The organism is Streptomyces sp. NPDC006235, assembly GCF_040613735.1.
In the GTDB taxonomy this organism is placed as follows: Bacteria; Actinomycetota; Actinomycetes; order Streptomycetales; family Streptomycetaceae; genus Streptomyces.
Genome location: NZ_JBEXSR010000027.1, coordinates 113,036 through 120,373, shown reverse-complemented (window position 1 = coordinate 120,373; position 7,338 = coordinate 113,036). Strand labels below are relative to the sequence as shown.

Sequence of the window (7,338 nt, the reverse complement as noted above, 5' to 3'; positions counted from 1 at the left end):
AGGGCGTCGATGCGGAGCATCGGCAACCGACGACAACGCCGCAGATGCGCGTGCCAGACCCCGCGTCTGCGGCGTGATCCAAACGACAGGCCCTACGCTGGGGCTGAGGCGCATGCCGGGCCAAGGAGGCGTCATGGGCGGACCAGCGCGTGACCACGACGTGCCGGGCGGCCGGCGGTATCTGCCGATCGCCGAGCACGGGCTGATCGGCGACCTGCGCAGCGTGGCGCTGGTGGGGACCGACGGCACCATCGACTGGTACTGCTGCCCGGCCTTCGACGCGCCGAGCGTCTTCGCCTCGATCCTGGACGCGGAGCGCGGCGGCTGCTTCGAACTGGCGGCGGCGGTGCCGGCGCGGACCAAGCAGTTCTACTTTCCCGACACCAACGTCCTGATCACCCGGTTCTTCACCGAGGACGGCGTCGGCGAGGTGCAGGACTTCATGCCGCTCGACGGCGAGCCCGCCGAGGTGGAACGGCACCGGCTGATCCGCCGGGTGGTGTGCGTACGCGGCTCGATCCCGTTCCGTACCCGCGTCGCCCCCCGGTTCGACTACGGCACGCGGCCGCACACCGTCCGGCTGACCGGTGACACGGCGCTCTTCGAGTCCGAGAGGCTGGCGCTCGCGCTGACCGCGACCGTGCCGCTGGAGACGGACGGGCCGGACGTGCGCGGCGACTTCAAGCTCTCCGAGGGCGAGTCGGCGGTGTTCGCGCTGGACAAGGTGGGCGGCGACGTGGCGCCCCGCCGGTGTGCGCACACGGAGGCGGAGGAGCAGTTCGCGGCGACGGTGGCGTACTGGCGGCGCTGGCTGTCCGCCTCCAAGTACCGGGGCCGCTGGCGGGAGATGGTGCACCGCTCGGCGCTGACGCTGAAGCTGCTGACCTACGCGCCGACCGGGGCGATCGTGGCCGCGCCGACCACGAGTCTGCCCGAGCGGCTCGGCGGCGAACGCAACTGGGACTACCGGTACGTGTGGGTGCGCGACGCGGCCTTCTGCGTCTACGCCCTGCTGCGGCTGGGCTTCACCGGCGAGGCCGAGAAGTTCATGGACTTCGTGACCCGGCACATCAGCCCGGGCGACGGCAAGCCCTCCGGCCCCTTGCAGATCATGTACGGCATCGACGGGCGCACCGAGCTGCCCGAGACGGCACTCGGCCATCTGGAGGGCCACGAGGGTTCCGCGCCGGTACGGGTCGGCAACGCGGCGGCCGACCAGCTCCAGCTCGACATCTACGGCGCGCTGATCGACTCCATCTACCTCTACGACAAGTGGGCCAAGCCCATCTCCAGCGGCCAGTGGGACGACGTCTGCGCGCTGGTGGACTGGGTGTGCGAGAACTGGGACCAGCCCGACGAGGGGATCTGGGAGACGCGGGGCGGGCGCAAGAACTTCCTGTACTCGCGGCTGATGTGCTGGGTGGCGATCGAGCGGGCCATCCGGATGGCCACCCGGCGCGGCCTGCCCGCCGACCTGCTGCACTGGCGGGGGTGCCGCGACACGATCTACCGGCGCATCATGAGCCGGGGCTGGTCCGAGGCGCGCGGAGCCTTCGTCCAGCACGAGGACGGCGACGTGCTGGACGCGGCCGTGCTGATGATGCCGCTGACGAAGTTCATCGCCCCCACCGATCCGAAGTGGCTGTCGACGCTGGACGCGCTCACCGAGGAACTGGTCTCCGACTCACTGGTCTACCGCTACGACCCGCAGTCCAGCCCCGACGGGCTGCGCGGCGACGAAGGCACGTTCTCCATCTGCTCGTTCTGGTACGTCGAGGCCATGGTGCACGCGGGCCGGATCGACGAGGCGCGCCTCGCCTTCGAGAAGATGCTGACGTACGCCAACCATCTCGGCCTGTACGCCGAGGAGATCAGCCACACCGGCGAGCAGCAGGGCAACTTCCCGCAGGCGTTCACGCATCTCGCACTGATCAGCGCGGCCTTCAATCTGGACCGGGCGCTCGGCTGACGCTCGGCTTGTGCGAAGGGGAGACACGGCAAATACTCGAAGAATGGCGGGGGGAAACGGGAGCGGCCGTGCCTGGAGCGTCCCTGGGGCGTGGGGAAGGTTCGTGTTGAGCGCCCGAGGACGGCGCGGTCACAACAGCTCGAGGACCGATCCGCCGACCACGTCCTCGTCCGGGGACCGATCGGCCGCCGTGGGCGGGGATGCCGGGCAGGTTGTCACCGGTGACGTCACGACCGGGGTGCACGTCGAGAACATCGAGCGGGCGCTTCTGCTCCCGACGGAAGCGTTCACGCAGGCCGCGTATCACGAGCGGTCGGCCGCAGCGGCGTTCCCTTCGCACGTGGACCTCACCTCGATCCCGCTCGCCGTTCCCCAGCGACGGGTCGCCGCGGACCGGCTGCGCGGGCGGGACGGCCTGGTGGCGGCGCTGACCGGCGACATGGGACGCGATGGGAGTGACAGCCCGGACCGTCGCCGCGTCCATGTGCTGACCGGGCTCGGGGGCTGCGGAAAGACCACGGTGGCTCTGGAGGTCGCACACCGGCTCTCGCCCCTGGCGGGCCACGTGTGGTGGGTGTCCGCCGCCGACCGTGAGAGCCTCTGGGGCGCTCTGCACGCCGTCGCACTCGACGCCGGGGCCGACAGCGGAGAGTTCGTCCGCGCTCACGCCGCCGATGTGCTGTGGAAACGGCTCAACGCGCTCACCGAACCATGGCTTCTGGTTCTCGACAACGTCGACGATCCGTCCTTCCTCAGCGCCCGGTCACAGCCCCTGGCACGTGGCGTCGGCTGGCTGCGGCCGCCCGGCACCCCGCACGGGACGGTACTCGTCACGAGCCGCGAATCGCGTCGGGAGCGATGGGCGCCGTGGACACAGATCCTGCCGGTGGACGTGCTCGACATCGACGACGGGGCTCGCATCCTCCTCGACCTGGCACCGGACGCGGGCGATGAGCAGGAGGCGAGGGAGCTGGCCCGGCACCTCGGCGGCCTGCCCCTGGCGCTGGACCTCGCCGGCTCCTACCTCGCGCTGGCAGCCGACGAGCCATGGCCCGTGCCCGGAACGCCCGAGACCTTCGCGGAGTACCGCCGTGACTTCGACGGACGGATCGCGGAGATGGCCGCCGACCCGGACTCCTCGCTCGGGGAGGCCGAACAGGCCCGCCGGGCCATCCTGACGACCTGGGAGATCTCGCTCGATCTCCTCCACGACCAGGGCAACGACCTCGCCCGGCCGCTGTTGCGCCTGCTGTCTGCGTTGGGGCCGGCACCGATCCCACACCAGCAACTGCTCGACCCCGAGTTGCTCGCCGCCTGCGACCTGTTCCCCACTCCGACCGACGAACGGATCCAGGCCGCGTTGAAGGGGCTCTCCGGTCTGCGACTGGTCAGCCTGCAGAGCGTGAGCCCGGAACCCGGCAGAGGTGAATCGTCCGACGCCGACATCCGCCGGAAGCTCGACATCCACCCGCTGGTCCGCGCCAGCAACCGCGCACACGCCGACTTCGCCACGCACACCGGGACACTCCTCGGCCTCGTCACGGCCCTGCTGGAGCGCGCCGTGAGCCCGCTCGAGCCGGACGATCCCACGCACTGGCGCCGATGGCGCCATTTCGCCCCGCACTGCACCGCCCCCCTGCACCTGCTGGAACTGGTCGGCTCCGTGCCGGACGACGTCACCGTCGCCGCCACCGAACCTGCCCTGCGTGCCGCACAGAGCCGCAACTTCCTCGGCCTGTACTCCCTGGCCGTCACCGAGCTCAGCACGGTCGTCGCTCTCCGGGAGAGCCGTCTGGGTCCCGACCATCCCGCGACGCTCGAAAGCCGTCTGAGCCTTGCCCTGGCGCTGCGGGACGACGCACGGTTCCGTGAGTCCGAGGCCGTGTACACGGCGACAGCCGAGGCGTGCGAACGGACGCTGCCGTACGACCACCCCTTCCTCCAGTCCGCCCGAGGCGGCCGGGCACGGGTGCTGTGTGCGCTCGGACAACCGGAGGTGGCGGAGGAGGACCTGCGCGCCGTCCTCGCGATCCGTCTGCGCGACCCGGGGCCCAACTCCCGCAAAGCCCTTCGTACCAGGTACGACATCGCCACGGTCCTGCACATGCGTGGGCTGCTCAGGGAGTGCGCCGACGAACTGCGAGAGATCCGACGAGCGGGGCGAAAACTGTTCGGACACCGCGATCCGCTGACACTTGCCGTCGGCGCCGGCCTGACTCGGGTGTTGCGCGATGCCGGGGAGCTCGACGAGGCGGAACGCGTCGGAGCGGAGGTGGTCGCGGACTCGGTGAACCTGATGGGTCCCGCCCACCCTGACACCCTCATCGCCCGCCACGAACTGGCACGCGTCATGCGGGACAAGGGCCGGCTCACCGAGGCCCGGGCCGAGTTCGCCGAGATCTGGAACGTCAACAAGCGGCGTTTCGGCGAAGACCACCCCGACGCGGTCGCGAGTCGGCACGAACTCGCCACGACCTTGCATCTGCTGGGCCGCCCGGCCGAGGCAGCGGAGCACTTCCGTGCGGTGCTCGACGCCAACGTTCGGCTCCTGGGCGAGGAACACCCCGATGTGCGGACCAGCCGCCGGAACCTCGCTCTCGTCCTGAACGGAACCGATGAGGAGGACCACGCAAGGATGGCACTGCACGAGGCGCTCGCGGCCGACAGCGACGAACCGGCCCCCGATGTCCGCCGCATCCTCGAAAGGTTTGCCCGACCACGGCAGAGCAAATCGGGTGAGGGAACCGGCAGCGGCGGATACTCGGGGGGCGGCTACTCCTATGCCCCGGACCCGCAGTCCCGGCCGGTACTTTCCTACCGCTCGCAGTCCCGCTTCCAAGACGAACCCACCGCCCTGCCCATGGCCACCAGGAGATGCTCGCCACTTGTGCTGCGTGCCCTGGCCGCCGGGCGGGAGACCAGCAGCGACGTCGAAAAGCTGTGCGCCCATCAGCTCGACATCCGCATCCTGGCACTGGCGGGGATCCTTGCCTGGTACGCCAAGCGGGACGGTGCCCAGTGGGTCCGGCAGGCGCGGGAGTTGTTCACCAAAGCCGACCAGGTCGACCCGGCCCTCATGGACAAACTGCTCCTGCATCCCGCTACGGGCCGGTGGATGAGCCGTACGCTGCTCGCGCTGGAAGACGACTCCTCACAGGCCGACGCCGGTCATCTGCGGGCGCTCGCGGCCACGGCCGGTCTCAACGCCGAGTTGTCCTTCACCCTCCGGATTCCGGTCCACGAGGGCCTGGCCGTCCTGCCGGCCCTCGGTTTGGCCGACCTCGGAACCGACGGGCGTACGACGGAGGCGGACGTCGTGGCGGAGAACGGCCAGAGGTGCGTCCGGGCCGCAGGCAAGGAGGTACGACTTCCCTCTTCGCTGGAGACCGAGTCTCCCGGCTGGCACCCGATGCGCCGTATCAAGGCCTCGGTCGCCGGCGAAACCCGCCTGGTCTGCCTCGACGACATCGATCCTTACCGCGGTGTCGATCCCGGCACGGCGCCCTGTCCGCTCGCTCCCGAGCAGGTGGACCGCTGGCAGGAACTGCTCGGTGAGGCATGGAGCCTGCTGGACCACACGGACGGCGTGGACGCCGGGGCACTCGCAGCCGCTGTCACCACGCTCACGCCGCGGGCCCCGGAGCCCGGCGGCGCGCCGACTTCGCTCACGTCGAGCGATGCCTACGGCGGGATCGTCCTCACCGAGCCGGAGGACGCGCTGCAACTCGCCCTGACACTCGTGCACGAGATCCGGCACATCAAGCTCCACGCCCTCCTCGACATGGAGTCACTGCACAGTGAACAGGACGGCGAGGAGGAGCTGTTCTACGCGCCTTGGCGGGATGATCCGCGGCCCTTCGAAGGGCTGTTCCAGGGGGTGTACGCCTTCTTCGGGGTGGCCGAGTTCTGGCATGGGCGCTGCCTTCGGTCGACCGGCGATGACCTGAGGCGCGCGCAGTTCGAGCTGGCCTACTGGCGCATTCAGGTCTGGGACGCCTTCATGGTGGTGCGGTCCTCGCCTCGGTTGACGGACACGGGCCGGCAGTTCGTCGCCGCGATGGCGGACAGCGCCGCCGCGTGGCGGACCGAGCCGGCCGTGCCCGCCGACGTGGCGGGGGCAGCCCGGGCGGCCGCCGACGCCCATCGGGCCCGGTGGGAACAGCTCCACGGCCGGCCTTGACCTTCGAGGACGGCTCACTGCCCACGCCCCTGGGACTCAGTGGCCGTGACCGTCGTCCGTATGCCCCTCGGGGGTACCGGAACCTGCTGCCGCTCCCCCGGCCCTGACGGTGAACGCCGCCGTGTGGACCTTTCCGTCGTGCTTGAAGTCGAGGAACAGGCGGTAGGAACCGGCGCTGGGGGCCGTGGCCGTGAAGGATATGTCCGGGCCGGACCTGGTCTTGCCGTCGCCGGGTTCGCCGTTCGGGTGGACGTGGAGGTAGGCGAGGTCGCCGGAGCGCAGGGCGACGAGGTGGCCGTACGCGCCGAGGTAGGGCTGGAGGTCGGTGACGGGCCGGCCGGCGCGCGAGACCTTGAGCTTCAGTTCGCCCGCCTCGCCGGGGCGCAGGGCGCCGGACAGCTTCACTTCGTAGCCGTTGGTCCTGGCCGTGGTGGCCGGTGCGGGCAGTTCCTTCGGCCGGTACGGGCCGGAGGCGGCGAGGTCCGCGCCGAGGGTGAGGTTCCGGGCGTCCTTCTTCGCCGGGGTGAAGTCGGCGAAGACGCGGTAGCCGCCCGCGCGGGGCAGGTCGACGGGGGTGCTCCAGGTGCCGTCGGCGGCCAGGGTGGGGTGCAGATGCCGGTAGGTGACCAGGTCGCGTGAGGCCACGATGAGGTGGAGTTCCTTGTCGTGCTCGCGCTGATAGGCGGTGACGGCACGACCGCTGCCGTCCCGGACCGTGAGGCGCAGGTCGGCCTGCTGCCCGGCGGTGACGCTCGGGGTCTGGAGGTCGAGGGTGTAGCCGTCCTCGGAGATCTGGAGCCCGCCGGCCGGCGGCGTGTCGTGCTGCTCTGCGTGGCCGCCGGCCTGCTCGGACGGGGGTGCCGGCCGGGTGTGCCCGTCCTTGTGTCGCGGCGGACTGTCGGCGACGACGGGGTCGATGCCCTGGCCGACGCCGTAGGCCGTGCCGAAGGTCGCCGCGAGAACGGCGGCGAAGGTCGTGATCTTCAGTCCGGTGTTCATGGCCGGCATCTCCTTCAGAACGGGGCCTCCCGCTCCTGTGCGGGGCCTCCCATACAGCTCACAATACCCCTAGGGGGTATCATGTCAAGCGCCGATCAGGCTTGCATCTTATACCCCTCAGGGGTATACAGGAGCACGGCGAGGGAATACCCCCGCCCCGTATTCGGGAATCAGACCGTCCCCAGGAGGC

The 7,338-nt window shown here is 70.6% G+C and carries 3 protein-coding genes; 2 read left to right on the top strand and 1 reads right to left on the bottom strand.

Annotated elements, in window-relative coordinates; translation table 11 throughout:
• Nucleotides 1-133 precede the first annotated feature (133 nt).
• A complete protein-coding gene (locus ABZ192_RS27710) occupies nt 134-1,969 on the top strand; it encodes a glycoside hydrolase family 15 protein (RefSeq protein WP_356927179.1) in 1,836 nt (611 codons plus the stop codon).
• 190 nt (nt 1,970-2,159) lie between these two features.
• Nucleotides 2,160-6,149: an FxSxx-COOH system tetratricopeptide repeat protein gene (gene fxsT / locus ABZ192_RS27705; RefSeq protein WP_356927178.1), complete on the top strand. Its 3,990-nt coding sequence runs from the start codon at nt 2,160-2,162 to the stop codon at nt 6,147-6,149.
• A gap of 36 nt (nt 6,150-6,185) precedes the next feature.
• Here fxsT and ABZ192_RS27700 read toward each other — a convergent pair whose 3' ends face one another.
• On the bottom strand, nt 6,186-7,148 hold the full coding sequence (locus ABZ192_RS27700) for a hypothetical protein (RefSeq protein WP_356927177.1): 963 nt from the start codon (nt 7,146-7,148) through the stop codon (nt 6,186-6,188).
• Nucleotides 7,149-7,338 lie beyond the last annotated feature (190 nt).

Excerpts from the sequence above, each read along its gene's own strand:
- ABZ192_RS27710 (WP_356927179.1), top strand. The coding sequence starts at position 134 with ATGGGCGGACCAGCGCGTGACCACGACGTGCCGGGCGGCCGGCGGTAT.
- ABZ192_RS27700 (WP_356927177.1), bottom strand. The coding sequence starts at position 7,148 with ATGAACACCGGACTGAAGATCACGACCTTCGCCGCCGTTCTCGCGGCG.